Source organism: Amycolatopsis sp. cmx-11-12 (genome assembly GCF_046269425.1).
In the GTDB taxonomy this organism is placed as follows: domain Bacteria; phylum Actinomycetota; class Actinomycetes; order Mycobacteriales; family Pseudonocardiaceae; genus Amycolatopsis.
Window position 1 is genome coordinate 56436 of the sequence record NZ_JADNQM010000032.1, and the last position, 25724, is coordinate 82159.

Here is a 25724-nt window from a genome sequence, read left to right on the forward strand (position 1 = left end):
CACCGTTCAAGAGCGTCGTCTGCGGGTCAGGCCGATCCGGTGCCGCTCACCGCGTACTCGGGCCGGGTCGCGTCGACACTCCGTCGGTCCACAATGGACTGCAGGATCTCGCCGACCCGGACGGCGGTGTTGGACAGCAGCGACGACGTGATGCCGTGGGTGTGCTCCGTGCCGCCCTGGAGGTAGATCCCGCCGTCCAGCGGCGGCGCGGTGACGATCCGGTAGTCGCGTTCGACGCGCAGCCTGCCCTCGTCGTCACGCAGGCACGCGGAGGCGAGTTCACCGAGCAACGGCGTCGGGTCCGCCGGGCTGTACCCGGTGGCGTACACGACGAAGTCGGCGTCGAGCCGGGTCTTCTCACCTGTCTCCAACGCCTCGAGGGTGACCCGTACTTCGGAGCCGGTGTCGACGACTTCGGTGGGACGGGAGACGTTGATCAGCTTCAGCCGCTCGATCCCCTGCACCTTCTCGCGGTAGACACGGCGGTACAACTCGTCGATCAGGTCGATGTCCACGGCCGAATAGTTGGTCGCGCCGTGGTAGCGCATCAGGCGCTCCTTGACCGCTTCCGGCGCCTCGTAGAACCGCCCGACCGCCTCGGGGTCGAAGATCCGGTTGGCGAACGCGCTGTCGTCGGCCGGGCTGTAGCCGTAGCGCGCGAACACCGCGCACACCTCGGCTTGGGGGAAGCGGTCGTGCAGCAGCGCGCTGACCTCGGCCGCGCTCTGGCCGGCGCCGACGACGACGAACCGGCGCGGCTCCTCGGCGACCATGCCCTCGACACGGTGAAGCAGTTCGCTGTTGTGCCAGATCCGCGTGCCCGGCGTCACACCTTCGGGGAGGTTCGGCCGCAACCCGGTGCTCATCACCAGGTTGCGGGCGCGCAGGTTCACCAGTTCCCCGTCGGCGCGGGCGTGGACGTCGAAGAACACGATCTCGTCGCCGTCGAAGACCGGCGTCACGGAAAGTACTTCCGTGCCATAGGAAACCAGGTCGTCGACCTTTTCCGCCGCCCATTCGAAGTAGTCGTGGAACTCGATCCGCAACGGGAACAGGTTCTTGTGGTTGATGAAATCGACCAGCCGGTCCTTGCTGTGCAGATACGACAGGAAGCTGAACGAACTCGTCGGGTTCCGCATCGTCGCCAGGTCCTTGAGGAAGGAGACCTGCATGGTGGCGTTGTCGATCAGCATCCCGCGATGCCAGCCGAAACGGGCCTGACGCTCGAGGAAGTGGGCCGTGACGGTCTCGGCTCCCGACACGGCGTTGTGCTCGGTGACCGCGATGGCGAGCGCCAGGTTCGACGGACCGAACCCGACCCCGACCACGTCGTAGACCGGGACCCGTTCACCGACCACTGCTCGTGCCATCTTGAACCCCTTGCGCTTCGTTATGAGACCAGGGAACCCTAACCTAAGTTAGGTGAGGCTCAACTAGTACTTTCAGTGGTGATGTTCATCCCTCGACCAGGAGGAGGCCGGTCCCATGCGGGTCGCCATGTTCGGATACCAGACCTGGGGACACCGCACCCTGCGGGCGTTGATCGACGCGGGCCACGATGTCGCCCTCGTCGTCACCCACCCGAAGAGTGACCACGCCTACGAGAAGATCTGGTCCGACTCGGTCGCCGATCTCGCCGAGGCCAACGGGATCCGCGCGCTGCTGCGGCAGCGTCCCGACGACGCCGAACTGCTGGCGGAGCTGAAAGAAGCCGACCTCGATCTGATCGTGGCCAACAACTGGCGCACCTGGCTGCCGCCCGAGATCTTCGAGATGCCGCGCCACGGCACGCTGAACGTGCACGACTCGCTGCTGCCCGCCTACGCCGGCTTCTCGCCGCTGATCTGGGCGCTCATCAACGGCGAGCCGGAAGTGGGTGTCACGGCTCACATGATGGACGCCGACCTCGACGCGGGCGACATCGTGCTCCAGCGGTCCGTCCAGGTCGGACCGAAGGACACGACGACCGACCTCTTCCACCGGACGGTCGATCTCATCGCGCCGATCACCACGGACGCCATCGAACTGATCGCGAAGGGGAACTTCACACCGGTCAAACAGGACAGGTCGAAGGCCAGCTTCTTCCACAAGCGCGCCCTCGAAGACAGTCTCATCGACTGGTCCTGGTCCGCCGACGAGATCGAGCGGCTGGTGCGCGCGCAGTCCGACCCGTACCCCAACGCTTTCACCTACCACCGCGGGAAGCAGCTGCGCGTCGTCCGCTCGTCGGTGTCGGCGGGCCTCTACGGCGGCACCCCCGGCCGGATCTTCATCCGTGAGGGTGAGGGCGTCGTGATCGTCGCCGGCCCCGAAGCGCGCCGTGGCCGCTCGCACGGGCTCGTCATCGAGCGGGTCCGGACCGAGGACGGCACCGAACTGGCCGCGACCGACTACTTCCGCACCATGGGCGGCTACCTCACCACTCGCCCCTGACCTCGCTGAAGAGATGGGCGAATGGCGTGCCGTCGCGGTCGACGCGAACCGGATGCCCGCCTTCGCCTCGTATCTGCGCCGCCCCGGCGACACGCTTTTCCGCGCCTTCAAACTCGATCTCGTCCGCGTGGTCGAGGGCGAAGCGGCGGAGTTCACCACATTCGACAGCCACCTGTTCCCGGCCTTCGGCCTGGCCGCCACCCTGAAGGGATGAGGCAATGCCGGAGAAGATGACCGACGAACAGCGCCGCGCCTTTCTCGCTGAAGGCACCCGCACCGCCGTCTTCGCGACGGTCCGCCCGGACGGCAGGCCGCACGCGGTCCCGGTCTGGTTCGCCCTCGACGGAGACGACATCCTGGTCAACCTGGGCGCCGACACCGTCAAAGGCAAGGCTCTCAAGGAGAATCCGTGCGTGTCGGTGGTCGCCGACGACCCGCGTCCGCCGTTTTCGTTCGTGAGTGTCGAGGGTGTCGCGGAGATCATTTCGGATCCCGATGGGGTCCGGCGTGGTTCGGCGCTGATCGCCGAGCGGTACCTCCGGGAGGCCGGGCAGGAGACGATCGACGGCTGGCTGGCCTATGCGACGTCACCGGGGAAGGTGCTGGTGCGAGTGCGGCCGGAGCATTTCGTGGCGATCGCGAAGGTGGGCGGCTGAAGCCCTACCCAACGGTCACCGGCGCCCTTGTCGTCTTGAAGTACATGAGTGCCCCCTTGCTTGCGCCAGGCGCAGGGTCCCGGCAAAGTCGCAGAGCTGCTGATCAGTGCTGCTCTTGGTAATCCGGGCTTGGCATCGCTGGTGCCTGAAAGGGTCGAGCGGGGAGGATTCCGGACGTTGAACGTCCGGATTCTTCCCCGCTCAGGGTGCTCCGCAACCGGTGTGCCCGCTGACGGTGAAGGAATGGGGACACTCAACGTCCCCATTCCTTCATCGTCAGCCTCACGCAGGCGGCGAATAGCCGCCTGACCTGCAAGATCTCGACTTTGCCGGGACCCTGACCTAGGCGCAAGCAAGGGGGCCTTCATGTACTGGGGAAGGTGTGAAGGTCGCGTTTCCTCGGCTGAGCCGAGGGAAGGGGGCCTTCACGCGCCATCGTTGTAACTGGTGGGACTACTGGGGCTGTTGGCGGGTGTTCCGGGTCCCGACCCCAGCCGTAGGTACCTAGAACGCTCTTGCCCTGACCCGAATCGCCGCCCACCACCCGATGTACCGGCGAGCGGGGCTGTCACTTGGCCCCCACCGCCGTTCGGGACCAGGATGGCCCCGTGGCCGAGATCGTTTTCGACGAAAGCACCCGTTCCTGGCTCATCCGCACGGCAGCCACGAGCTATGCGCTCAGGCTGACCGAGGACGACACACCCGCCCATGTCTACTGGGGCCCGGCGCTCACTCCGGACCAACTCGCCGACGTACTCCCCCGCACCAAGGCACATTGGGACGCCTTCAACGATCCCAACGAGGGACTGGACGAACTCGCCGCCGACGGCGGTACCCGCTACTGGACCCCCGCCCTCCAGGTCCGGTTCGCCGACGGGACCCGCGCCCTCGAATGGCGCTACCTTTCCCACGACATCGACGACGGACGGCTGCGCGTCCATTTCCGCGATCGCCACTACCCGCTGCGCGTCACGCTCGGCTACCGCGTCCCGGCGGGCACCGACGTCATCGAGCGCTGGACCGAACTCACCCACGACGGCACGGACGGCCCGATCGAGGTACTCCGCGCCGACTCGGCGACCTGGGTCGTGCCGGTCCGGCCGGACTACCGGATCAGCCATGTCACCGGTCGCTGGGCCGCGGAAAGCCAGCTGCTCCGGGAATCTGTCCCCCACGGCGAAACCACCTTCGGCAGCAGGCGCGGTATCACCAGCCACCACGCCAATCCGTGGGTGATGCTAGACGACGGCGACGTGACCGAGCGGCACGGCGAGGTCTACAGCACCGTACTCGCGTGGAGCGGTTCGTGGCGGATCACCACCACCCGGTCGTCCACCGGCCGCCTCACGGTGACCGGCGGCTTCGGACAGGACGGCGTCGTCCCCCGGCTCGCACCCGGCGACACCCTCACCACGCCGGTCTTCGCCGGGCTGTACACCGAAGGCGGGTTCGGCGCCGCGAGCCGCGCGTGGCACGCGTACACCCTCGACCATGTCCTCCCGCATCCCGGCGAACTCCGCCCGGTGCTCTACAACTCCTGGGAGGCAACGGGTTTCGACGTCACAGAGGCCGGGCAGCGGGCACTCGCGGAGAAAGCCGCGGCACTCGGCGTCGAACTGTTCGTGATGGACGACGGCTGGTTCGGCGCCCGCGACAACGACCACGCCGGGCTCGGCGACTGGCGCGTCAACCGCGAGAAGTTCCCGGACGGACTGGAACCCCTGGTCGGCGAAGTGCACCGGCTCGGCATGAAGTTCGGGCTCTGGGTCGAACCCGAAATGGTCAACCCGGACAGCGATCTGTACCGGGCCCACCCGGACTGGGTCCTGCACCATCCACAAAGGACACGGTCCGAGCTGCGGAACCAGCTGGTGCTCAACTTCGCCCGCCCGGACGTCGCCGAGTGGGCGTTCGGCGCGCTCGATTCGCTCGTCGGCGAACACGAGATCGATTTCCTGAAATGGGACATGAACCGCCCGTTCAGCGAAGCGGGCTGGCCCGCCAACGGCGACCCGGACCGGCTGTGGGTGGAGCACACCCGGGCGGTCTACGCGATCATGGACCGCCTGCGCGCCGCCCATCCCGGGCTCCGGATCGAGGCGTGCAGCGGCGGAGGCGGACGGATCGATTTCGGGATCATGGCCAGGACGGACCAGGTCTGGACCTCCGACAACACCGACGCGCTCGACAGGCTCGTCATCCAGCACGGTTACGGACAGGTGTATCCGGCGCGGACGATGGCGGCGTGGGTCACTGACGACCCGAACTTCGTCACCCGGCGATCCACCCCGTTGCGGTTCCGGTTCCATGTCGCGATGGCGGGGGTACTCGGCATCGGCGGCGACATCGTCAAGTGGTCCGAGGACGACCTCGGCTACGCCCGCGAACAGATCGCGCTGTACAAGGAAATCCGGCCGGTCGTCCAGCACGGCAGGCTCCACCGGCTCGTGCCGCCGTCCACCGACGGCGTCTCCGCACTGCAGTACGTGGCGGCGGACGGAGAGCGCGCGGTCGTGTTCGTGTTCCGGCAAGCGGCACATTTCCACACCCCCGAACGACCGGTCCGGCTCGGCGGGCTCGACCCCGCCGCCCGCTACCGCGACGAGGACACCGGAAAGGTGTGGCACGGCGCCTCGCTGCTGGCACACGGCCTGTTCGCCGGTCTGCCGGACGGCGATTTCGCCAGCGCGGTGGTCCGGCTGACCAAGCTCTGAGTGTCGCGATAGATCAGATGTATCGTCTGTTTTGAGGGGTTTTCGCCGCGTCCGGCCGCTTGACATCACCCTAGACATCCGATCGAATGCCGTCGTATATGAGACGCCGCGAGAAGGGTGACTGGGGATGAGAAGGTCCTTCGCGTTGGGAGCGGCGCTGCTCCTCGCCGCGAGCCTCACCGGCTGCACCGTCGGCGGCGGCACGGGTGGCTCCGGCACGGGTTCGGAGATCACCTTCCTGACCTTCGAAACGCCGAACCTGCCACCGTCCTACTGGGACTCCGCCATCAAACGGGTGACGGACGGGAATCCCGGCCTCAGTGTGAAAAAGCTGGTCGCCCCCTCGACCGACCGCACCGGGTACGCCAAGCAGCTGCTGCAATCGGGCCAGTTTCCCGACGTCGCGATCGCCGTCGACTCGGCCGGGTTCGCCGAGTCGGGCAATCTCTACGCGTGGACGCCCGAGGAACTCAAAGACTTCCAGTTCCCCGGCGCCAACCCGATCAAGGGCGGGCACCACCAGCTGCCAGCCAACACCCAGACCATCCCGCCGATCTACTACAACAAGAAACTCTTCGCCGACGCCGGGATCACGTCGACGCCGAAGACCTGGGCGGAACTCCTCGCCGCGTCGGAGAAACTGAAGGCGAAGGGCATCACGCCGTTCACCATCGGCGGCGGCAAGGAAGGGTTCCCGTCCGCGATGCTGCTGGACGGCCTCGTCAGCGTCGAGGTCTACGGCAAGACCCCGGACTGGCTCTCCCAGCGGCGGAACGACAAGGTCAAGTTCAGCGATCCGGCCTTCCAGCAGGCGTTCGGCAAGTTCGCCGACCTGGTCGCCAACGGATACCTCGACAAGACGCAGGTCTCGCGGGACTACTCGGCGACCGAAGCCGCCTTCCTCAACGGTGAAGGCGCGATGTACCCGATGGGCAACTGGTTCGCCGCCAGCGCCGACGCCAAGAAGCCGTCGTTCGAGATCGGCGTCTTCAATTTCCCTTCCGAGGACGGGAAACTCGTCGTTCCCGCGTACACCGGTGGCGGTATCGTCGTCAACGCGAAGTCGGCGAACCTCGACGCGGCAAGGAAATTCGCACTCGCGTTCCAGCTCGACAAAGAGCAGATCGACGCCTCGGTCAAGGCCGACGGCCTGTTCCCCGCGATCAAGGGCTACACGCCGCCATCCGACGTCGGCCCGGTGTTCAAGGCGGGCTACGACCTCTACCGGGAAGCCGTCGAGAAGAACGCGGTCGTGAACGCCTTCAGCTGGGAGACCGCGGACGACGGGCTGCTGCCGGGTATGAAGGACAAGGTCTACCAGGCCGCCCAGGACGTCATCACCGGCCGCAAGGCAGTGGCAGACGCGTGCGCGTTCCTGGACGCCGAGTGGGCGAAGGCGCGCTGACGCCACGATGGAAAGAAAACCGATCCTGCCGCGGGTCTGGCACTTCGCGTCGTTCGGCGCCCCCGGCGTCGTCATCTATCTCTGCTTCGTCATGGCGCCGATCCTCATCAGCTTCGGTTACAGCCTGACGAACCACAACCCGTTCAACCCGCCTTCGGACTACGTCGGGCTCGAGAACTACAAGCTGCTCTTCCAGGACGAACAGTTCCTGACCGCGCTCGGGGTCACCACGATCCTGACCGTGATCGTGGTGGTCGTGCCGAACGTGCTCGGGCTCGGCGTCGCCTTGCTACTCGACCGGAAAGGCTTGCTGTACAACGCTTTGCGGAGCGTGTTCTTCACGCCCGTGATCCTCAGCTCGGTCGTGGTCAGCATCATCTGGACGAAACTGCTCGACGACCGGGGACCGATCAACGACGTCCTCCGCGCGCTCGGCGTCGAGCAGCCGCCGGGCTGGCTGTCGGACCCGGATCTCGCGCTGTACTCGATCGCGTCGATCGTGTGCTGGCAGATGCTGGGCTTCTGCGTGGTCGTGTACCTCGCGGGCCTCCAGGGTGTGCCAACCGAACTACTGGAGGCGGCGGAGATCGACGGCGCCGGACCGGTCCGGCGGTTCCGCGCAGTGACCTGGCCGCTGCTCGCGCCGTCGCTGACCATCAACACCGTCGTCCTGCTGATCTCGGCGTTCAAAACCTACGACTACGTCAAGGTCGTCACCAACGGCGGGCCGGGTTCGGGGACCACCGCCACCCTCGCGTTCAACGTCCTCGCCACCGGCCTCGACGCGAACCACGTCGGCTACGCGTCCGCGATGGCCGTGGTGATGCTGGTGATCGTGGCGACGCTGACCACGATCGTGCTGCGGTTCCTGCGGCGGCGGGAGGTCGACCTGTGACCACAAAGGACAGTGGGCGGCGGTCGTGGGCGCGGCCTGTGGTCGCGATCCTGGTGAGCGCGATCTTCTTCGTGCCGTTGTACTACGTGCTCGTCAACGTGTTCAAACCCGGTGAGCTGATCGCCCAAGAGCCGGCGTCGGTCCCGCTGCCACCGACGCTGACCAACATCCACGCCGTGCTCACCCGGCCCGACGGCCTGTTCTGGGTGAGCCTCGCGAACAGCCTGCTCGTCACACTGCTGTCGATCATCGTGCTGACAGTGCTTTCGGCCATGCTCGGGCACTACCTCGCGCGCTCGGGCAAGCGATGGACCAAGGTGCTCGCGCTGATCCTGTTGGCGGGCTTGATGATCCCGCCCCAGGTGATCCTGATCCCGGTCACCGAGGTGTTGCGGCTGACCGGGATGATGGCGACACTGCAGGGCCTGGTGCTGTTCAACGTCGGGTATTACGTGCCGTTCGGCGTCTTCGTGTTCACCGGGTTCATCCGCGGGGTGCCGGTGGAACTCGAGGAAGCCGCCCTCCTCGACGGCGCGAACCGGACGCAGGTGTTCTGGCGGATCGTGTTCCCGCTGCTGCGCCCGGCCACCGCGAGCGTGCTGATCTTCCTCGGCGTGTGGATCTGGAACGACTTCATCGACCCGCTGATCATCCTCGGCCCCAGCCAGGGGACCACGATCACCACCGGGATCTACCGTTCGATCGGCCAGTACCAGGCGGATCTCGGAAGCGTGTTCGCGCTGATGTTCCTGGCGACCCTGCCGGTGCTCATCTTCTACCTGGCGTTGCAGAAACAGTTCGTGAAGGGGCTGACCGGCGGGGCGACCAAGGGCTAACCCTGTCGCAACTAGTCCTCTAGTTGCTCAGGCCTCGGTGACCTTCCCGTCCGCCACTTCCAGCCGCCGCGTCGTCGCCACGGCGTCCAGCATCCGCCGGTCGTGCGTCACGAGCAGCAGCGTCCCCGGATACTCCGACAGCGCCGACTCCAGCTGCTCGATCGCGGGCAGGTCCAGGTGGTTCGTCGGCTCGTCGAGCACCAGCAGGTTCACCCCGCGCGCCTGGAGCAGCGCCAGCGCCGAACGGGTCCGCTCCCCCGGCGACAGCGTGGCCGCCGACCGCAGCACATGCGCGGCCTTCAACCCGAACTTCGCCAGCAGCGTCCGCACGTCGGCGTCGGCGAGTTCCGGGACCTCGCGGGCGAAGGCCTCGAAGAGCGGAAGGTCACCGAGGAACAGCTTCCGCGCCTGGTCGACCTCGCCGACCACGACGCCGGAGCCGAGCGACGCGCCGCCCTCGTCGACCGGGACCCGGCCGAGCAGGGCGGCGAGCAGCGTCGACTTCCCGGCGCCGTTGGCCCCGGTGATCGCGACCTTGTCCGCCCAGTCGATCTGCAGGTCCACGGGGCCGAGGGTGAACTCGCCCCGCCGCACCACGGCGCCGCGCAGGGTCGCCACGACCGCGCCCGCCCGGGGTGCCGCGGCGATCTCCATCCGCAGTTCCCATTCCTTGCGCGGTTCCTCGACGACGTCGAGCCGTTCGATCATGCGGTCGGTCTGGCGGGCCTTCGACGCCTGCTTCTCCGTCGCCTCGCTGCGGAACTTGCGGCCCACCTTGTCGTTGTCAGTGGCCTTGCGCCGAGCGTTCTTGACGCCCTTCTCCATCCACGAACGCTGCATCGCACCGCGGGATTCGAGCGAGGCCTTGGTGTTCGCGTATTCGTCGTACTCCTCGCGGGCGTGCCGCCGCGCGACGGCTCGTTCCTCCAAATAGGACTCGTAACCGCCGCCATAGGTCCGTACCTGTTGCTGTGCGAAGTCGAGTTCGACGACGCGATCCACGGTGCGGGCGAGGAATTCCCGATCGTGACTGACCAGCACCGTCCCTGCGCGCAGCCCGGTCACGAACCGCTCCAGCCGTTCCAAGCCGTCGAGGTCGAGGTCGTTGGTGGGCTCGTCGAGCAGGAAGATGTCGTATCGGCTCAGCAGCAGCGAAGCCATCCCCGCCCGCGCCGCCTGACCGCCGGACAGCGACAGCATCGGCTGGTCGAGATTGACGGTCAGCCCCAGGTCCGCGACGACCTCGCCCGCCCGATCGTCCAGATCGGCTCCCCCGAGCGCGAGCCAGCGATCGAGGGCGGCACCGTAGGCGTCGTCCGCTCCGGGCTCGCCCGCGGTGAGCGCCTCGGTGGCGGCGTCGAGCGCGGCTTGCGCGACGGTGACGCCGGTGCGGCGTGAGAGGAACCCGCGGACGGACTCTCCTTCCCGGCGTTCCGGCTCCTGCGGGAGGTGCCCGACGGTGGCCGTCGGCGGGTTCAGCCGGACGCTGCCCTCCTCCGGCGGCACGAGGCCGCCGAGGGTCTTGAGCAGGGTCGACTTGCCCGCGCCGTTGACACCGACGAGACCGATCACTTCGCCGGGGGCGACGACCAGGTCGAGACCGGAGAACAGAACACGGTCGCCGTGGCCGGCGGCGAGATCTTTGGCAACGAGTGTGGCGCTCATGAGATCAGTAAGTCTACGGGGGCCGATTGAACGACTCGTGGTCCCTCGGAAGAGTGGCAAGTATCCAAGCGATCACGGAACGTGGGTAACCTGGTTGTTCTTCTGGACCCGAACGAACCCCCGAGCATTGAGGTCGGTGACAGCAAATGGCGGACTCCGCCACCCCGGTCCCCGTCGCCCACCAGCAGAAAGGCGGTACCCGAAGGCCGACGATGAGCAGGCGGCGGGAAGTCAGTCATGCCAGCGCGCGGTCGCTGTTGATGACGATCCTCGGCGAGTACGTCCTGCCCCGCGATCAGCCGATTTGGACGTCCACGCTGGTCGAAGCCCTGCGAGTGCTGGACATCGAGGAGAAGTCCGCGCGGCAGGCGCTGGCCCGGTCCTCCGCCGAGGGCTGGGTGATCTCCGAACGCGTCGGACGAAGAGTGCGCTGGTCGCTCACCCCACCAGGCAGACGCCTGCTGACCGAAGGCGCTGAACGGATCTACGCCTTCGGCAACGACGAGCGGGCCTGGGACGGCCACTGGCTGATGTTGATCGTCTCGGTCCCCGAAGCCAAACGGGATCTCCGGCACCGGCTGCGCACCCGCCTGACGTGGGCCGGGTTCGGGTCACCGGTGGCGGGCGTCTGGGTCAGCCCGGATCTCTCCCGCCAGCGGGAAGCCCAGCAGATCGTGCAGGAACTCGGACTCGACGCGCAGGCGATGTCGTTCACCGCCGCCTATGGCGACGTCGGCGATCAGGAGACGATGGTCGCGCGGTCCTGGGATCTCAGCGATCTCAAGGATCGCTACGAGGACTTCATCGACCGTTTCACCGGTTCGAGGCCTTCGGGTGAACGCGGCGTCTTTCGTGCACAGACGGAACTCGTCCACGAATGGCGTAGCTTTCCGTTCCTCGATCCACGCCTTCCACTAAAACTGCTGCCCGACGGTTGGAGCGGCGTGCGCGCGGCGGACCTGTTCCACCGCAAGCACGTCGAATGGCGACCAGAAGCACAGGGCCAATGGGACGAACTCGCGAACACCTCCGGCTAGGGTCACGGAAAACGATCTAGCGGAGGGAACTCGCCTTGGCCACCTCGATCCGCCTCGACCGCGAGGACGATGTCGCCGTCCTGACCATCGCTTCGCCGCCGCTGAACCTCTACACCGCGGAACTCCAGCGGGAACTGGGCGAGGCGATCGGCGACTTGGAGGCCACACCGCCGCGCGCGGTGCTCATCCGGGCCGAGGGAAAGATCGTCAGCGGCGGCGTCGACGTCTCCCTGTTCGACGCGCAGTCCTCCGCGGCCGAGGCGAAGGTGCTGTTCGACGAGATGCTGGCGATCCCCGACCGGATCGCCGCACTCCCGTTCCCCACCGTGTTCGCCGCCCACGGCCTGTGTCTGACCTGGGCCTTCGAGGTCGCGGTCGCCTGCGACATCATTCTCGCGACCGAGAAGGCCAAGTTCGGTCTCGTCGAACGGGTCATCGGCCTGACCCCGACGATGGGTGGCACCCAACGGCTCGCCGCCCGCGCCGGCGTCGGCCGCGCCAAGGAGTTCGTGATGACCGGCGCGACCTACGACGCCGCGACCCTCGAACGCTGGAACGTGGTGAACCGCGTGTTCCCGGTGGACGGCTTCGACGAGGCCGTCCGCGCTTTCACGAACGACCTCGCGCAGGGGCCGACCCGGGCGCACGCGGCCACCAAAAAGGTTCTCGAGCACTACGAGCACGGCGGCGTCGCCGAGGCGAACGAGCACATCACGGCGATCGCCGCCGGCCTTTTCGACACCGAGGACCTGCGCGGCGCGGTGAAGTCGTTCCTCGCCGACGGCCCTGGCAAGGCGACCTTCACCGGCCGCTGATCCGCTACGGGCGCTGACCGACCGCGTCCACCACGCCGGACGCGGTCACCGCCGTCCCATTCCCGCCCAGGTACAGGAACGTGTCCGCGGCGAAGACGATCATGTCCGGTTTCGCCATCTTGGGGTCGTCCTCCGGCCTGAGCGGCCAGGTGATGCCCACACCGGGCCTGCCGGCCCCGTCCTTGGCGTGGTCGACGGCGCGCAGGCCGGGCACCTTGGCCGCCGCGCGGAACAGGGCCGCCCGGACGGCGGGCGGAAGGTAGGTCTCGTTCGCTAGCGCGACGACATCCTTGCCCATCGCGTTGTAGTCGCCCTTTTCACCGCTGTGGTCGGCATTGTCGGCGTTGAGGTGGGCGAACATCGCGTCGGCGTCGGTGGGGAGATCCGCCCGGTAACCCGGCCTTGGCGTGCACGGTTCCATGACGCCCTTGAGCGGCTCTTCGCCCTTGTACGCCTGCGCCCGCCCGTTCCGACAGCCCGGAAGCGGGAAGAAACTTCCGTCCGCCATCTTGATCAGCCCGTCGTGGGTGCCGTCCGCCGAAATCCACGCTTCCCGCTCGCCGTCGGGCTGCTTGGTCTTCGTGTAGATGAACTGGTCGGGCTTCGGCGGCGTGTCCGGTGCTTTCAGCGCGGCCGCGGCGGCGCCGCGCAGCACGGCCACGGGATCCGCGGTGGCCGCGGGCGGTTCCAATCCGGCCGGGGCGAGCGCCACGACCGCGGTGATGGCCGCGGCGAGGCCTGCCGCCCCCACCCCGGTCCAGACCCAGCGGCGCCGATTCTTCAGTGGCACCACGGTTTCCGCTTCGACGGCCGCGATCTCGTCCATCAATCGCGCGCGGGCCGCGGCGAGCGCGGCGGATTTCGCGAGAGGGACCGCGCTGGTTCGCTCACTGATCAGCTTCAGCTCATCCATGGTTGGAGATCTCCTTCGAAGTCGTGCTGTCCTGGTGCCCCAGCGCCTCGCGGACCTTGCGACGGGCGCGGTTGAGTCGTGAGCGGACGGTGCCGAGCGGGATGCCCAGTGCCACGGCGATTTCCTCGTAACTCAGGCCTTCTCCGGCGAACAGCGTGAGGGTGTCGCGGTCGCCCTCGGCCAGATCCGCCAGCGCGCCGTCGAGGAGCTTGCCCATCGCCTCGGCCGTCACCTGCTCCGCGACGCGGTCGGCATGCCCCTCCTCGTCGGGCGGCGGCCCGAGGGCTTCCCGGAGTTTCAGCTCCCTGACCTCGTCGCGCCGCCGCTGCGCCACCAGGTTGGTCGCGATGCCGTACAGCCACGGCCGGGCCTCGCGGCGCTCGGTGTCGTATCCCTCGCGTTTGCGGAAAGCCACCAGGAACGTCTCTCCCAGCGCGTCCTCGGCGGCGACCGGACCGATGCGTCTGACCAGGTAGCGGTGGATGTGCGCGGCATGCCGGTCGAAGATCGCGGAGAACCAGTCCGGGCTGGTCATCGACCTCGCGATGACTTCCGCGTCTTCCAGATCGCCCGGATCCGCCCGAGATGAGCTCATGAACCGCCCTTCGCCGTTCGTCAGTGTCACCCGTTGTCCGCATCCGGGGGCGAATGGGTTCACGACCGACGAATCGGTCTAGACCTTTTATGCGCGTCGCGCTACATTCAAGTGTGGTCTAGACCACATGCGCCATTTTTCCGAGCAGGTCAGTCTCGCCGCCTCTTTTGGAGAGAACCGCCATGAGACGCACCAGGAAACGACTACTCAGCGCACTCACCGTGCTACTCCTCGCCGCCGGGCTCCTCGTGGCCGCGGGAAGTCCGGCGATGGCGGCGGGCCGCCTCCGCGCCGCCTTCACCTTGACCGGTACCACCGGTGAGTACACCGTCACCAACCCCAGCAGCGAAACCGTCGCCGACTGGTCCATCACCTTCACCGTCCCCGCCGGCGTGACCGCCACGAGCGGCTCCAACGCCACGGTTTCCCAAGCGGGCAACCAGGTGACCCTCGTCCCGGCTTACTACATCAAATCCCTCGCGCCGGGCCGTTCGACTTACCCGTACAACCCGTCGTTCCGGCTCAGTTCCGCGGTCAACCCGACCACGTGCCGGATCGACGACGCCAACTGTGACGGTTCGGGCGACACACCGCCGTCGACACCGGCCAACCTGCGCCTCGTGGCGAAGACGACCACGACCGCAGCACTGGCCTGGAACCCGTCGGCACCGGGATCGCTGCCCGTCGCCGGCTACGACGTCTACCAGGGCACCACGCTGGCGGCTTCGGTCACCGGCACCGAAGCGAGGATCACCGGGCTGACGCCAAACACGGCGTACAGCTTCACCGTCGTCGCCAAGGACCGGAAGGACGCCAAGTCCCCGGCCACCCCCGCCCTGGCGGTGACCACGAACAACCCGAGCGACGACACCCAAGCACCGACGGCGCCGTCGAACCTCCGCTCGACCGCGGTCACCTCGGGCTCCGTCTCGTTGGCGTGGAACGCGTCCACGGACAACACCGGCGTCGTCTCCTACGACGTCTACCGCGGCTCGACCCTCGCCACCACGGTGACCGGGACGACCGCGACGGTGAGCGGCCTTTCACCGTCCACTTCGTACAGTTTCACGGTGAAAGCCCGTGACGGCTACGACAACGTCTCCGCGGCGAGCGCCGCCGTCAGCGCTCGCACCGGCGACATCGTGAACGGATACGCGCGGGTCGGCTACTTCGTCCAGTGGGGCATCTACGGCCGCCAGTTCTTCGTCAAGAACCTGGTGACCAACGGGTCCGCGAGCAAGCTGACGCACCTGCTGTACGCCTTCGGGAACATCGACCCGGTCAACCACACCTGCCTTTCGGGTGTCACCAAGGGAACGACGCCGAATCCCCAGGACCCGAACCAGGGTGACGGCGCGGGTGACGCGGAAGCCGACTACTCACGGCCGATGTCCGCCGCCCAGTCCGTCGACGGTGTCGGCGACACCGGCTGGGAACCGTTGCGCGGCAACTTCAACCAGCTGAAGAAGCTCAAGGCCAAGAACCCGAACCTCAAGATTCTCATCTCCTTGGGCGGCTGGACCTACTCGAAGTACTTCTCCGACGTCGCGGCCACGGCCGCGTCACGGCAGAAGTTCGTCGCGTCGTGCATCGACACGTACCTGAAGGGGAACGTCAAGGCGTACGGCGGGGCCGGCGGGCCGGGCACGGCCGCGGGCATCTTCGACGGCATCGACATCGACTGGGAGTGGCCGGGCAGTCCCGACGGGCATCCCGGGAACCACTGGAGCGCCAACGACAAGACGAACCTGACCGCCCTGCTGGCCGAGTTCCGCACGCAGATGGACGCCTACGGCGCCACCACCGGCAAGCGGTACGAACTCCAGGCGTTCACCCCCGCCGACCCGGCGAAGGTGAGCGGCGGCTGGGAGATCCCGAAGATCTTCGACTACCTCGACGTCGCCAACGTGCAAGGTTACGACTTCCACGGCTCGGGCAGCGACAACTCGTGGGAGCCGAACCGCACCGGCCATCAGGGGAACCTGTACGCCGACGCGGACGACCCGTACAACTTCAAGTTCAGTGTGGAGGCGGCGATCAACGCCTACACGAATGCCGGGGCCAATCCACGGAAACTGACACTCGGCCTCGCCTTCTACGGGCGAGGGTGGCAAGGAGTCGCCGACGGCGGGAAGAAGGGTGAATGGCAAAGCGCGACAGGCGCCGCGCCAGGCCAGTTCCCCGAGGAAGCAGGTACTCGTGGCTACGCGAATCTCCTGGCCAGCGTCCCGAACTGCACCGTCCAGCACGACACCGCGGCCGTGGCCACAGCGTGTTACACGGGCAACGGCGGGCAATGGTGGACCTTCGACGACGCCTGGTCCATCCAGCAGAAGGTCGCCTGGCTCAAGACCAGAGGACTGCTGGGAGTCATGGCATGGGAGATGTCGGGTGACACCGGAGCCCTCATGACCACAGTGGACAACTCGCTGAAGTAAGAGTTCCCGGTCAGTCCGTGAAGGCCTCCTTGCCTACCTTGAGGGTGAGCAAGGAGGCCTTCACCTTGTCCACGGTTTGCCGCACAGCGAAGGCATCGGCACCTTCTGGCGCGACGGGCGGACCGGGGACCTGACGAAGCCCGGCCTTCGTCGGCGCTTATTCGTTCAGTGGGACTCTTTCTTTTCGAGGCGAAATAAGGTCTTGACGCGACTGGTTCAGGCCATGACACTGAATCACACGCCGCCGGTGACCTGGCTCACACCCGTCCGAGGAGAACCATGTCCCCACTGAGGAAACTGCTCGCCCTGACCACGCTCGTCCCCTTGGTGCTAGGCCTTTCCATTGCTCCCGCCCAGGCCGCGCCCGCCACCTTCACCCATCCCGGCGTACTGGTCAGCCGCCCGCAACTGGACTTCGTGCGCGCCAAGGTCCGGGCCGGCGCGCAACCGTGGAAACAAGCTTACGACGCGATGATGTCGAGTCCGTACGCCTCGCTGTCCCGGTCACCGAAACCGCGCGCCGTCGTCGAATGCGGCCCCTATTCGAATCCGAACATCGGCTGTACCGATGAACGGCAAGACGCGATCGCCGCGTACTCCCTTTCCCTGGCCTGGTACATCACGCGCGACACGAAATACGCGACCAAGGCGATCGAGATCATGGACGCCTGGTCCGCGGTGCTGAAAGATCACACGAACAGCAACGCGCCTTTGCAGTCGGCGTGGTCGGCCTCCTCCTGGCCGCGCGCGGCGGAGATCGTCAAGCACACCTACCCGAGCTGGCCGAATTCCGGCCGCTTCGGCACCATGCTCCGGAACGTGTACCTGCCCGAGGTGATCAACGGCAGTCACAGCAACGGAAACTGGGAACTCAGCATGACCGAGGCCGCGATCGGCATCTCGGTGTTCCTCGACGACAAGGCGAGCTACGACAAGGCCGTCGCGAAGTTCCGCACCCGCGTCCCCGCATACCTCTACCTGACCAGCGACGGCGCGCTCCCGAAGACCGCGCCCGGCAGCGGCCTGAACACCCGCGACAAGATCGTGAAGTACTGGCAGGGCCAGACGACGTTCGTCAACGGCCTCTCGCAGGAGACCTGCCGCGACTTCACCCACACCGGCTACGGCCTCGCCGCCATCGCGAACTTCGCCGAGACCACCCGCATCCAGGGCCAGGACCTTTACCCGGAGATCGCCGACCGCCTCCGCGAAGGCCTCGGCTTCCACGCGAAGTACCAGATGGGCGCGGCCGCCCCGTCATGGCTGTGCGGCGGCAGCCTGAAGCTCGGCCTCGGCCCGATCACCGAAGTCGGCTTCAACCACCTCCACACCCGCCTCGGGCACACCATGAGCAACACCGAGGCCCTCACCCTGCGCCAGCGCCCCGCAGGCACCAACAGCCTGTTCGTCTCCTGGCAGACCCTCACGCACGCGGACAACCCACAGTGACCCCGTGAGGGCCGCCTGATTGCGGCAGGGCGGCCCTCACGGTCCGTTTTCGCAGGTCAGACACACAGTTACCCCTGGTTGCAAGCCCGGTTTCGGGACCCGCTAAAGTACTCACATCGCACTCCACGGAGCGCGGGTCCGGGCTGTGGCGCAGTTTGGTAGCGCACTTGACTGGGGGTCAAGGGGTCGCAGGTTCGAATCCTGTCAGCCCGACCGGAACGAAGAGCCGCTTGATTTGGATGAAAGTCCAGATCAAGCGGATTTTTCGTTTTACCGTAAAAGATTCTTCGGTGCACACCGAAGCAAGTGCTTGGGGACCACGTGGGGACCAAGTTGATCTTCAGGCGCCTGAAGCGCACTTGACCAGAGCAAAAGGGGGTCAGCAAGCCACAGCAAGGCCCCCCAGACGGGTGAATCCTGCAGCTCATAGCGCGGTCGACCACGTCAGCGCCGCACGCGACACCCTCCCCCATGCGGGTGAATCTACTCTTACGCACTGTCACGGTCCGTTGATGTGCTGCCACCAGGTTGCGCCTCCGACACCGTCGGCACCATGCCAGGAAATGCGCGCACGTCGCCGAGTGGGACGCTCGTGAATATTCCGCTGCGGTGGTCCTCCGACGGAGTCACGGAGAAGTCGCGACGGCAGTTCACGCAATTCGCCGGTGGCATCGGAGAATCGCCTCGACCGTAAGAAAACCGCATAAAGAAAACGCTCCACCTTCGGAAAGGCGGAGCGTTTTAGGGTTTTCGGCGATTCGCTTTTATTTGACGACGAGCAGCCGGGGGGTTCGTGGTGCGCACCGGTGCTGGGTCAGCTTCTCCCCGCGTCGGTCACCGTGTGGTGGTCCGGATGCAGGTACCGCTGGGTGACTTCCAGCGAGCCGTGGCCAGCGACTTTTGCAGGTGGTGCACCGGGACGCCGGCGTGGCCATCCAGGTCAGCCCGGTGTGCCGCAGGTCGTGGCGGCGCAGGTGCTCGTACCCGAGCTGGATGACCACCTCGTCCCAGTGCGTCGCGTCGCGCAGCACCGCGGTGGTGATCCGGCCGCCGCGGGGCCCGACGAAGAGCCGGGCGTCGGGGTTCCCGTCGGTCAGGGCGATCCGCCGCTCGACCAGCTCCCGGATGTCCTCGATCAGCGGCGCCGTCCGGGCCCGCTTGCCCTTGGTGCCCTTGTCCAGCAACCCGCCAGGCCCGGGCGTGGTCTGGCGCCGCAGATTCCAGATCCACTCCTTGGTGTCGATGTCCTTCACACGGCAGTCCGAGACCTCACCGATCCGGGTCGCGGCGCACGCCTCGAACACCACCATGTCGCCCTCTTCGCGCTGGTTCTGTTCACGATGGACTTGGCCGGCCACTGACGACATCGACCACAGGTCGACGCTTCCACGCCAACACGCCGACACCACGGGCACGCTGTAGTCGCGAAAGGGTAAGCCCGGCCGCTTGCCGATTGGTTCTTCCGATCGCCGGACCCGACATGCCGATAGTCCCTGTACAAGGCTCCTATCTGCGACTTTCCGGCTCCACCGTTCGATCTCCGTTCACTTCGCCGCCATGGCGGGCTGCTGGTATTCCGACGTCCCGATTTCCTGCACCGAGGAGGCCCGAAACCCGTGAGCCGGATCCAGATCGAAGCCGCGACCAAACGGTTCGGCCCGGTCACCGCCGTCGACGCGGTCAGCCTCGACGTCGCCGACGGTGACTTCCTCGTCCTGCTCGGGCCAAGCGGTTGCGGGAAGTCCACGCTGCTGCGCGCCGTCGCCGGGCTCACCCCGCTCGACGGCGGCCGGATCCTGCTCGGCGGCACCGACATCACCCACACCCCGCCCCGCGAACGCGACCTGGCCATGGTGTTCCAGAGCTACGCCCTGTACCCGAACCTTTCGGTCGAGCGCAACATCGGGTTCCCGCTTCGTGCGCGCCGCCGTCCGCGGGCAGAGATCCGGCGCAAGGTCGAGGAGGTCGCGAAGGTACTCGACCTGGGTGCGCTGCTCTCCCGCCGTCCCAAGGAACTCTCCGGCGGCCAGCGGCAGCGGGTCGCGCTCGGCCGTGCGCTGGTGCGTGATCCCGGGGCCTTCCTGATGGACGAACCGCTGTCCAATCTGGACGCCAAACTGCGGACAGCGACCCGATCCGAACTCACCCAGCTGCATCGCACACTCGGCTCGACCTTCGTCTACGTCACCCACGACCAAGTGGAGGCGATGACGATGGCGACCCGCATCGCCCTGCTCAACGAGGGACGGCTCGAACAGCTGGGTACCCCGGCGGAGGTGTACGACGAACCGGCCTCGGCGTTCGTGGCTGGCTTCCTCGGCTCGCCCGCGATGAACCTGCTCGACGCCGAGGTGGTCAGCCGCGGTGGCGAACTCCACGTCGTGGCACCGGAAACCGACGTTCCACTCGGTATCAGCGGTGACGTGCCCACGAGGGAGGTCGTGCTCGGGATCCGGCCCGAACACCTCGTCCGGACCGCGGGCGTCCCCGCGCTCCACGCCGTCGTGCGACTCGTGGAGAACCTCGGCAGCGAAGAGCTCGCCCACTGCACGGCCGGTGACGCGAAGATCTGCCTCCGCGGGCCGCGCCCCCTCGGCCTCGCCACCGGCGATCACGTCGGCCTGACCGCGGCTCCGGAGCACTTGCACCTGTTCGACCGCCACTCCGGCCGTCGCCTTACCTGGCAGCCCAGTCTCGTGGCCACCCCCGTCTGATCCACCTGACTCTAGGAGCGCTTTCCCATGCAGAAGAATCGTCTACAGGCCGGCATCGCGCTGGGCGTGGTCCTGGCGCTCGGTGCGGCGGGCTGCGGGCTGGGCGACACCGCGTCCACCCAAGCCGGCGCCGTGGCGAAGGTGCCGGAGTTGCCGCCCGGGCAGCAGGTGTCGATCGTGTTCGAGAGCTACAACTTCGGCCAGGCCGGTGCCTGGACGGACACGTTCGACGAGCTGATCGCGAAGTTCCAGCAGGCGCACCCGAACATCAAGGTGACCGCGCAGAAGCCGCAAGGAAACAGCCCGAACCCGGCCACCGACACCGTGTCGAGCGTCCAGAGCCAGACCGCCGCCGGACGCCCTCCGGACGTGGCACAGCTCGGCTTCAGCGACCTCGATTTCACTGTCCGCCAGCTCGGCGCCAAGCCACTCGACGACCTCGTCGGCAAGGACGTCGTGCAGGCCAACTTCACCGGGACCACCCACCCGTACGCGCCGACCGCCCGCACGCTCGGTGACTGGGACGGCAAGACCTACGGCGTGCCCTTCGTGTTCTCCACCCCCGTGCTCTACTACAACGCCTCGCTGTTCCAGCAGGCCGGCCTCGACCCGGCCAGGCCACCATCCACCTGGGACGAGGTGCGTACCGCCGCCGACGCGATCAAGAAGGCCACCGGCAAAGGCGGCGTCTACCTCGACTGCCTGACCAAGGAAGCCAAGGACTGGTGTTTCCAGAGCCTCGTCCGCTCCAACGGCGGGCAGGTCATCGCCGCGGACCGCAAGTCGCTCAGCTACACCGGTCAACCGGCGGTCGAGGTCGTGAAGATGGCGCAGAGCCTGGTCGGCACCGGGGCCAGCCCGAAGCTCACGCAGAAGCAGGGTTACGAGACCTTCGCCCGCGGTGACATCGGCATGATCCTCGAGTCCAGCGCCGTACAGGCGACGTTCGTCAAGGGCGCCAAGGACAAGTGGGACCTCCGATCGGCACCCATGCCCGCGTTCACCGGAAAGCCGGTCGTGCCGACCAACTCCGGGGCCTCGCTGTTCGTCTTCGCCACCGACCCGGCCAAGCAGCGCGCCGGCTGGGAGCTGATCAAGTTCCTCACCAGTGAGCAGGCCTACGGCACGATCGCCACGAAGATCGGTTACCTGCCACTGCGATCCGGGCTCGCCGACGACCCGGCCGGCCTCCGGGACTGGGTCCGGCAGAACCCGCTGGTGAAGCCGAATCTCGCGCAGCTCAAGAACATGGAGCCGTGGGTCTCCTTCCCCGGTTCGAGCTACCTGCAGATCCGGGACGGCATGATGGAGGCGGTCGAGGAAGCCGTGTACCAGGGCGCCGACCCGCAGGCATCCCTCGACGCCGCGAAGGCGCGCGGCACGCAGCTCCTGCCGGGCGGTGGCAAATGAGCAGGCCCGAGCTGACCTTGATCCAGCTCAGCGACCCCCACATCGTCGCCGACCCTGGCGGGCGGTTGCACGGGCACGTCGACACTCTCGCCGTACTCGAGTCCGCTTTGGACACGGTGACGCGGTCGGGCGCCGAGGTGCACGGACTCCTGCTCACCGGAGACCTCACCGAAGACGGCTCCCCCGTGGCCTACCGCAGGCTGCGTGCCGCGGTGGAGCGGCTCGGCGTCCCGATCGTCTACGCCATGGGCAACCACGACGATCGGGCCGCCTTCCGCGGCGAGCTGCTCGACGAGCCTGGTTCCGAGCCGTACCACGCGGCGCACGAGATCGACGGGGTACGGATCGTCGTACTCGACAGCACCCGGCCGGGCAGGCACGACGGGCACCTGGACGACGATCAGCTGGAATGGCTGCGCACCGAGCTGGTCGTGCCCGCACCGCGCGGCACCGTCCTCGTCGTGCACCACCCGCCGTTGCCCTCACCGGTGCCGACCGTGCACCTGCTGCGCCTGCGGGACGCCGGGCGGCTCGCCGAGTGCCTGGCGGGCAGCGATGTCCGGCTGGTGGTCACCGGCCACGCGCACCACACCGGCTGCGGCGCGCTGGCCGGGATCCCCGTCTGGGTCTCGCCCGCGCTCGCCTACCGCGTCGAGGCGCTGCCGCCCCGCGCGCGGCTGATCGGTTCCGCGGCGAGCGGCCTGAGCCGGATCGACCTGATCGACGGGGCGTTCGTGGCCACGGCCGTCGACCTCGGCGCGGCCGCGCCGGTGTACGACGAGGACGAGGCATCGCGAGTGCGCTGGGTCGCCGAGCACACCGCACAGGCCGGGTGAGCTGGATGTTCACCGAGATCCCAGTCCCGGTACCGGCCGCCGCGCTGCCGGTGCCGAAGACCACCCGGCCGTCGCTCGCCCGCCGGATCGCCCGGGCCGCCCCGCCGTACCTCTACCTCGCACCCGGGCTCGCGCTGCTGGTGGTGTGGACCTACCGGCCGCTGGCACAGACCGCGCAGCTGTCGTTCTACTCCTGGAACCTGCTGCCCACGACCCCGATGACCCCGGTCGGCTGGGCCAACTACGAACAGCTGCTGGACCTGCCGGAGCTCGGCCGGTCGGTGACACGCACGGTGGTGGTGATCCTCGGCTTACTGCCTTTCTCGATCGGCATCCCGGTGATGGTCGGGCTGATGACGCGCGCGGTGCGTGGCCGGTCCCGCGTGGTCTATCAGGCTCTGGTGTTCGCGCCGATGCTCGTCGCCCCGGTGGCGAGCGCGGCGGTGTGGCGATGGCTGCTCGATCCCGGCGGCGGCGCGGTCAACCGCGTCCTCGGCGTCGACCTAAACTGGCTGCACGAGACCGGGCCGTCACAGCTGTCGATCATTGGGATCACCGGCTGGCATGTGCTCGGCTTCGCCGTGCTGGTCGTGTCGGCCGGGCTCGCCGGTATCAATCCCGACTACGCCGACGCGGCTCAGCTGGACGGCGCGTCGCGCGGGCAGATCACCCGATGGATCACGCTGCCGCTGCTGTCGCCCACGCTGGTCTTCCTCACGCTGATGACGGTGTTGCTTTCGGCGCAGTGGACGTTCCCTCTCATCGACACGCTCACCCAGGGCGGCCCGGCCGGCGCCACCACGAACGTCTACTACCTGCTGTGGGACTACGGGTTCCACAGCTTCGACGCGGGACTCGGCGCGGCGGCGGGGATTCTGCTGTTCGCCGGGTTCGGCCTGGTCGCGGCCGGGCTGGTGTGGCTGACCGAACGCCTGACCTTCCATGACGACTAGGAGCAGGTGATGGAAACCGTCGAATCCCGGTGGCGCCGGCTGCGCGGGCACGTCGTGCTCGCTGTGCTGGGCCTCCTCTGTGTCTTTCCGATCTATTGGCTGTACGCGACGTCCTTGCGGCGCCCCGGAGACATCTATTCGCTGTCACCGCTTCCCTGGCCGCTCTCGCTGGAGAGTTACGCCGGGGCGGCGGACAAGGTCGACGTTCTGGGTCTTTTGGGCAACACGACGCTCGTCGCGCTGCTGACGGCGGCGGGCCAGCTGCTCACCGGCCTACTGGCGGCCTACGCGTTCGCTGCCTGGAGGTTCCGCTTTTCCCGGCTGTTGTACCTGGCGTTCGTGGGCACGTGGCTGGTTCCGTTCCAGGTCACGATGCTGCCCAACTACGTGCTGCTCTCCCGGCTCGGCCTGCTCAACACACTCGCCGGGGTGATCATCCCGACGCTCTGCTCGGCACTCGGCGTCCTGCTGCTGCGCCAGCACCTGGCCGGCTTCCCCAAGGAACTGCTCGAAGCATCCACAATGGATGGACGTTCGTCCTGGACGACACTGTGGACGGTCGTGGTGCCGAACCTGCGCCCGGCGCTGGCCGCGCTGGGCATCCTGCTCTTCGTCAACGCCTGGAACGAGTACTTCTGGCCCGCGATGGTCTTGCAGCGCAACAATGCCGTACTTCAGTTGGGGCTGCGGAGCTTCATGGGTACGGAAGGTGACGATTGGGGTCCGCTGATGGCGCTGGCCGGGCTGGCGTGCCTGCCGGTTTTCGCGCTGTACCTGGTGCTGCAGCGGCATATCGTGAACGGCTTCGTCCGCTCCGGCCTCAAGTGATCCGCGCGGGTGTTTCGGCAGGCACCGGAAGCGAGGCCGCCTCGTCGACGCACCGCAGGAAGGTCTCCCCCAGCGGGCTCGGTTCGGTCGCGCGCCAGACGGCGTAGAGGTCGACCGCCGGCACCGGGTCGGACAGCCGCACCGGCACCGGCCGGACCCCGCCGGACACCGAACCGACGGAAGTGCCCCGGGTCGCCGAGGCGAACCCGACGAGCGGGTGGACCGACACGACGATGGCGGTGGCCCCCGGGTCGTCGACCACCTGCGAGACGTTCAGTGCGATCCCGCTCTGTTCGGCGGCGCCCAGGATCGCGTCGTACATCGCCGGGCACTGTTCCCGGGCGAACAGGACGCACGGATGGTGCGCGAGTTCGGCGAACGGCACCGTGAGCCGACCCGCCCACTCATGTCCCTGCCCGACTACGGCCACCATCGGCACCCGCAGCAACCGCCGGTAGCGGAACCGCGACGACACCGGATGCCCGTAAACCAGGGCGACATCCAGTTTCCCGTCCGCGAGCGCCGCGAGCTGGGGACCGGTCCGCTTCTCCCAGAGAGCGACCGTCACGTCGGGGTACTCGGCGCTCATCCGCGCCAGAGCGGTGGGGAGGATGTGCTGGCCCGCCGGGAAGTTGTACCCGACGTTGACCGTGCCCGCCCGGCCCGCGGCCGCCTCCCTGACACTGTGCGCCGCCTTCTCCAGCTGCGCGACGATCAGCCTCGCCTGCGCCCGGAACACGTGGCCCGCCGCTGTCAATCGCACCTCGTGCGACGTCCGTGCGATCAACTCGACGCCCAGGGTGCGCTCCAGCCGTTGCAGCTGCTGACTGATCGAGGGCTGGGTGAGGTGCAGACGCGCCGCCGCCCGCCCGAAGTGCAGCTCGTCGGCGAGCGCCAGGAACGATTCGAGGTGCCGGAACTCCATCGCGTCCTCCGCCCAGGTACTCCCGTCAGGCTCGCCGACCACGGAGAACGCACGGTGAACGACGTCTGCCGAGCGGCGGGCGATCGGATGGCCGACGACGGCGCTCCACCGTGCCGTCAGGCTCGCCGTCCAGGACGCGGTCAAGGTTGCACGACGTCGCCACGGTGATCGTCGCCGCGGGCAGCCCCGCCGCGGCTCCCCCGTCAG

General features: G+C 67.6%; 22 protein-coding genes and 1 tRNA gene. 17 read left to right on the forward strand and 6 right to left on the reverse strand.

The genetic code is table 11. The features are described 5' to 3' along the window. Nucleotides 1–26: 26 nt before the first annotated feature. Nucleotides 27–1370, reverse strand: coding sequence for a lysine N(6)-hydroxylase/L-ornithine N(5)-oxygenase family protein (locus ACLARN_RS33355; RefSeq protein WP_409495450.1), 1344 nt, complete (start codon nucleotides 1368–1370; stop codon nucleotides 27–29). Between the two features lie 115 nt (nucleotides 1371–1485). On the opposite strand from ACLARN_RS33355, the gene ACLARN_RS33360 reads away from it, so the two are divergent. The 7 genes from ACLARN_RS33360 to ACLARN_RS33390 all read left to right on the forward strand — a co-directional run bounded on the left by ACLARN_RS33360 (nucleotide 1486) and on the right by ACLARN_RS33390 (nucleotide 8939). Further along, a complete protein-coding gene (locus ACLARN_RS33360) occupies nucleotides 1486–2433 on the forward strand; it encodes a methionyl-tRNA formyltransferase (RefSeq protein WP_409495451.1) in 948 nt (315 codons plus the stop codon). A gap of 13 nt (nucleotides 2434–2446) precedes the next feature. Next, nucleotides 2447–2647, forward strand: coding sequence for a hypothetical protein (locus ACLARN_RS33365; RefSeq protein WP_409495452.1), 201 nt, complete (start codon nucleotides 2447–2449; stop codon nucleotides 2645–2647). A 4-nt stretch (nucleotides 2648–2651) separates the two neighbouring features. After that, nucleotides 2652–3089: a PPOX class F420-dependent oxidoreductase gene (locus ACLARN_RS33370; protein WP_409495453.1), complete on the forward strand. Its 438-nt coding sequence runs from the start codon at nucleotides 2652–2654 to the stop codon at nucleotides 3087–3089. A gap of 608 nt (nucleotides 3090–3697) precedes the next feature. Continuing rightward, a complete protein-coding gene (locus ACLARN_RS33375; RefSeq protein ID WP_409495454.1) occupies nucleotides 3698–5803 on the forward strand; it encodes an alpha-galactosidase in 2106 nt (701 codons plus the stop codon). Between the two features lie 127 nt (nucleotides 5804–5930). Continuing rightward, nucleotides 5931–7208, forward strand: a complete 1278-nt coding sequence (locus ACLARN_RS33380; RefSeq protein ID WP_409495455.1) for an extracellular solute-binding protein — start codon at nucleotides 5931–5933, stop codon at nucleotides 7206–7208. 7 nt (nucleotides 7209–7215) lie between these two features. Next, entirely contained in the window at nucleotides 7216–8103 is an 888-nt protein-coding gene (locus tag ACLARN_RS33385) for a carbohydrate ABC transporter permease (RefSeq protein ID WP_409495456.1), read from the forward strand. Further along, nucleotides 8100–8939 carry a carbohydrate ABC transporter permease gene (locus ACLARN_RS33390; protein WP_409495457.1) on the forward strand — a complete coding sequence of 280 codons (840 nt, stop codon included), beginning with the start codon at nucleotides 8100–8102 and terminating at the stop codon, nucleotides 8937–8939. Before ACLARN_RS33385 ends, ACLARN_RS33390 begins: the two co-directional genes overlap by 4 nt. A gap of 27 nt (nucleotides 8940–8966) precedes the next feature. On the opposite strand, the gene ACLARN_RS33395 is transcribed toward ACLARN_RS33390, so the two are convergent. Beyond that, on the reverse strand, nucleotides 8967–10604 hold the full coding sequence (locus tag ACLARN_RS33395) for an ABC-F family ATP-binding cassette domain-containing protein (RefSeq protein ID WP_409495458.1): 1638 nt from the start codon (nucleotides 10602–10604) through the stop codon (nucleotides 8967–8969). 146 nt (nucleotides 10605–10750) lie between these two features. On the opposite strand from ACLARN_RS33395, the gene ACLARN_RS33400 reads away from it, so the two are divergent. Then, a complete protein-coding gene (locus tag ACLARN_RS33400) occupies nucleotides 10751–11641 on the forward strand; it encodes a PaaX family transcriptional regulator C-terminal domain-containing protein (protein ID WP_409495459.1) in 891 nt (296 codons plus the stop codon). A gap of 35 nt (nucleotides 11642–11676) precedes the next feature. Further along, nucleotides 11677–12456 carry an enoyl-CoA hydratase/isomerase family protein gene (locus tag ACLARN_RS33405; RefSeq protein WP_409495460.1) on the forward strand — a complete coding sequence of 260 codons (780 nt, stop codon included), beginning with the start codon at nucleotides 11677–11679 and terminating at the stop codon, nucleotides 12454–12456. 4 nt (nucleotides 12457–12460) lie between these two features. Here the strand turns inward: ACLARN_RS33405 and ACLARN_RS33410 are convergent, their stop codons facing one another. Both ACLARN_RS33410 and ACLARN_RS33415 read right to left on the reverse strand, forming a co-directional pair. After that, nucleotides 12461–13369 (reverse strand): CU044_5270 family protein, encoded by a 909-nt coding sequence (locus tag ACLARN_RS33410; protein WP_409495461.1) that lies wholly within the window; start codon nucleotides 13367–13369, stop codon nucleotides 12461–12463. Beyond that, the gene (locus tag ACLARN_RS33415; protein ID WP_409495462.1) at nucleotides 13362–13964 is read right to left on the reverse strand and encodes an RNA polymerase sigma factor; all 603 of its coding nucleotides are present in this window, start codon (nucleotides 13962–13964) and stop codon (nucleotides 13362–13364) included. The genes ACLARN_RS33410 and ACLARN_RS33415 overlap by 8 nt, the downstream gene beginning before the upstream one ends. Before the next feature lie 269 nt (nucleotides 13965–14233). Here ACLARN_RS33415 and ACLARN_RS33420 point away from each other — a divergent pair, with 269 nt between their 5' ends. From ACLARN_RS33420 to ACLARN_RS33430, 3 genes are all read left to right on the forward strand, one after another. Further along, the gene (locus ACLARN_RS33420; RefSeq protein WP_409495488.1) at nucleotides 14234–16402 is read left to right on the forward strand and encodes a glycosyl hydrolase family 18 protein; all 2169 of its coding nucleotides are present in this window, start codon (nucleotides 14234–14236) and stop codon (nucleotides 16400–16402) included. Between the two features lie 279 nt (nucleotides 16403–16681). Continuing rightward, nucleotides 16682–17851: an alginate lyase family protein gene (locus tag ACLARN_RS33425; RefSeq protein ID WP_409495463.1), complete on the forward strand. Its 1170-nt coding sequence runs from the start codon at nucleotides 16682–16684 to the stop codon at nucleotides 17849–17851. A 139-nt stretch (nucleotides 17852–17990) separates the two neighbouring features. Further along, a tRNA-Pro gene (locus ACLARN_RS33430) sits at nucleotides 17991–18064 on the forward strand. 551 nt (nucleotides 18065–18615) lie between these two features. Here ACLARN_RS33430 and ACLARN_RS33435 read toward each other — a convergent pair. Continuing rightward, nucleotides 18616–19218, reverse strand: coding sequence for a tyrosine-type recombinase/integrase (locus ACLARN_RS33435; RefSeq protein ID WP_409495464.1), 603 nt, complete (start codon nucleotides 19216–19218; stop codon nucleotides 18616–18618). 249 nt (nucleotides 19219–19467) lie between these two features. Here ACLARN_RS33435 and ACLARN_RS33440 point away from each other — a divergent pair, with 249 nt between their 5' ends. Genes ACLARN_RS33440 through ACLARN_RS33460 form a run of 5 tightly spaced genes read left to right on the forward strand, consistent with a single transcriptional unit; the run spans nucleotide 19468 to nucleotide 24592 of the window. Next, on the forward strand, nucleotides 19468–20565 hold the full coding sequence (locus ACLARN_RS33440; protein WP_409495465.1) for an ABC transporter ATP-binding protein: 1098 nt from the start codon (nucleotides 19468–19470) through the stop codon (nucleotides 20563–20565). A gap of 27 nt (nucleotides 20566–20592) precedes the next feature. Further along, nucleotides 20593–21975, forward strand: coding sequence for an ABC transporter substrate-binding protein (locus tag ACLARN_RS33445; RefSeq protein WP_409495466.1), 1383 nt, complete (start codon nucleotides 20593–20595; stop codon nucleotides 21973–21975). After that, nucleotides 21972–22811 carry a metallophosphoesterase family protein gene (locus tag ACLARN_RS33450; protein WP_409495467.1) on the forward strand — a complete coding sequence of 280 codons (840 nt, stop codon included), beginning with the start codon at nucleotides 21972–21974 and terminating at the stop codon, nucleotides 22809–22811. The genes ACLARN_RS33445 and ACLARN_RS33450 overlap by 4 nt, the downstream gene beginning before the upstream one ends. A 5-nt stretch (nucleotides 22812–22816) precedes the next feature. Beyond that, on the forward strand, nucleotides 22817–23764 hold the full coding sequence (locus tag ACLARN_RS33455; protein WP_409495468.1) for a carbohydrate ABC transporter permease: 948 nt from the start codon (nucleotides 22817–22819) through the stop codon (nucleotides 23762–23764). 9 nt (nucleotides 23765–23773) lie between these two features. Further along, nucleotides 23774–24592, forward strand: a complete 819-nt coding sequence (locus tag ACLARN_RS33460) for a carbohydrate ABC transporter permease (protein ID WP_409495469.1) — start codon at nucleotides 23774–23776, stop codon at nucleotides 24590–24592. Here the strand turns inward: ACLARN_RS33460 and ACLARN_RS33465 are convergent. Then, the gene (locus ACLARN_RS33465; protein WP_409495470.1) at nucleotides 24585–25661 is read right to left on the reverse strand and encodes a LysR family transcriptional regulator; all 1077 of its coding nucleotides are present in this window, start codon (nucleotides 25659–25661) and stop codon (nucleotides 24585–24587) included. The genes ACLARN_RS33460 and ACLARN_RS33465 overlap by 8 nt on opposite strands. Nucleotides 25662–25724 lie beyond the last annotated feature (63 nt).